This window comes from Moorena sp. SIO3I6, assembly GCF_010672095.1.
Genome location: NZ_JAAHHU010001628.1, coordinates 1 through 1,119, shown reverse-complemented (window position 1 = coordinate 1,119; position 1,119 = coordinate 1). Strand labels below are relative to the sequence as shown.

Annotated in this window: 1 protein-coding gene; it reads left to right on the top strand. The window is 43.9% G+C overall.

The window, feature by feature from the left end:
• The coding region (locus F6K49_RS51800) for an iron uptake porin (RefSeq protein ID WP_293110811.1) at positions 1-507 on the top strand (507 nt) is incomplete at its 5' end.
• Positions 508-1,119 lie beyond the last annotated feature (612 nt).

The window sequence follows — 1,119 nt, the reverse complement described above, 5'->3', positions numbered from 1 at the left end:
TCTTTGACCTACGTCCGTAGCTACCAGCCAGGAGAGGATGTGAATCTTTCCGGTAGCACTGGTAGTGACCTGGCCAAGCAACCCTTTGGGGAGACGGCTACCTCTGCTAATCGCTTTGGAGCACAAGCTAGTCTTCGCCTGAGCTCACAAATTCACCTAGGCGGTTGGTTTGGTTATATTGATGCGATCGCAGAAGATGATAATGGTGCGGTGGAAGAAGGTGACAATGCTGAAATCTTAACTTGGTCAGCTAACCTGTCTTTCCTGGATTTTGGCAAAGAAGGAGCTGTGCTGAGTTTTGCTGGAGGTGTGCCACCTAAGGCTACCGACATTGATGGTGCTGATGAAGATGATGATACTTCTTACCTGATTGAAGCACAGTACAAATTCCCGATTAGCAAGAACATCACGATTACTCCAGGAGCCTACGTGATTTTCAATCCTAATCACGATGATGACAATGATACGATTTGGGTTGGAGCGATCCGTACCACCTTTAGATTCTAAGTAAAACAGGACTTACGCAAATGCCCCCTAAATCCCCCAATTCTGGGGGACTTTGACATCATTACCCCCCAAAATTGGTAGGGCTGTTTCATTCTCGCAAAAAATAGATGGGGAGATGGGGAGATGGGGAGATGGGGAGATGGGGAGAATTTTGGACTAATACTCGGGATTTTGGGCAAATTTATCTAACCTTCCTCGAAGGCCGTTAACAAATTGTTAGTGATTTGAGTTGATTGAAGGCGGTTAATTCGTCAGATTTTAATGACTAAATTTGGGCATTTTTCGGGAAATTTTAGTTTATTTCCCTATCCCCCTATCCCCCTATCCCCCTATCTCCAATAATCGTTAACTTACTAAAGTTTGAAACAGCCCTGCCCAAAATTGGGGGGCAGGGGGGCAAAACCAACTAAACTTCGTAAGTCCTATAAAAATTCTAGGTGTTGCTATTAGCTATTAGCTGTTAGTTATCAGCTGATAGCTGACTAGTCGGGGTTTTTGTGCTTGGGTATCAAAATGCTAGGATTTACCCAAAACTCAGCTAACAGGTGCTCTCAATGAATGTTATTAAAATAGGATCATTTCTATCACTGGGCATTATATTCGCACTAACTG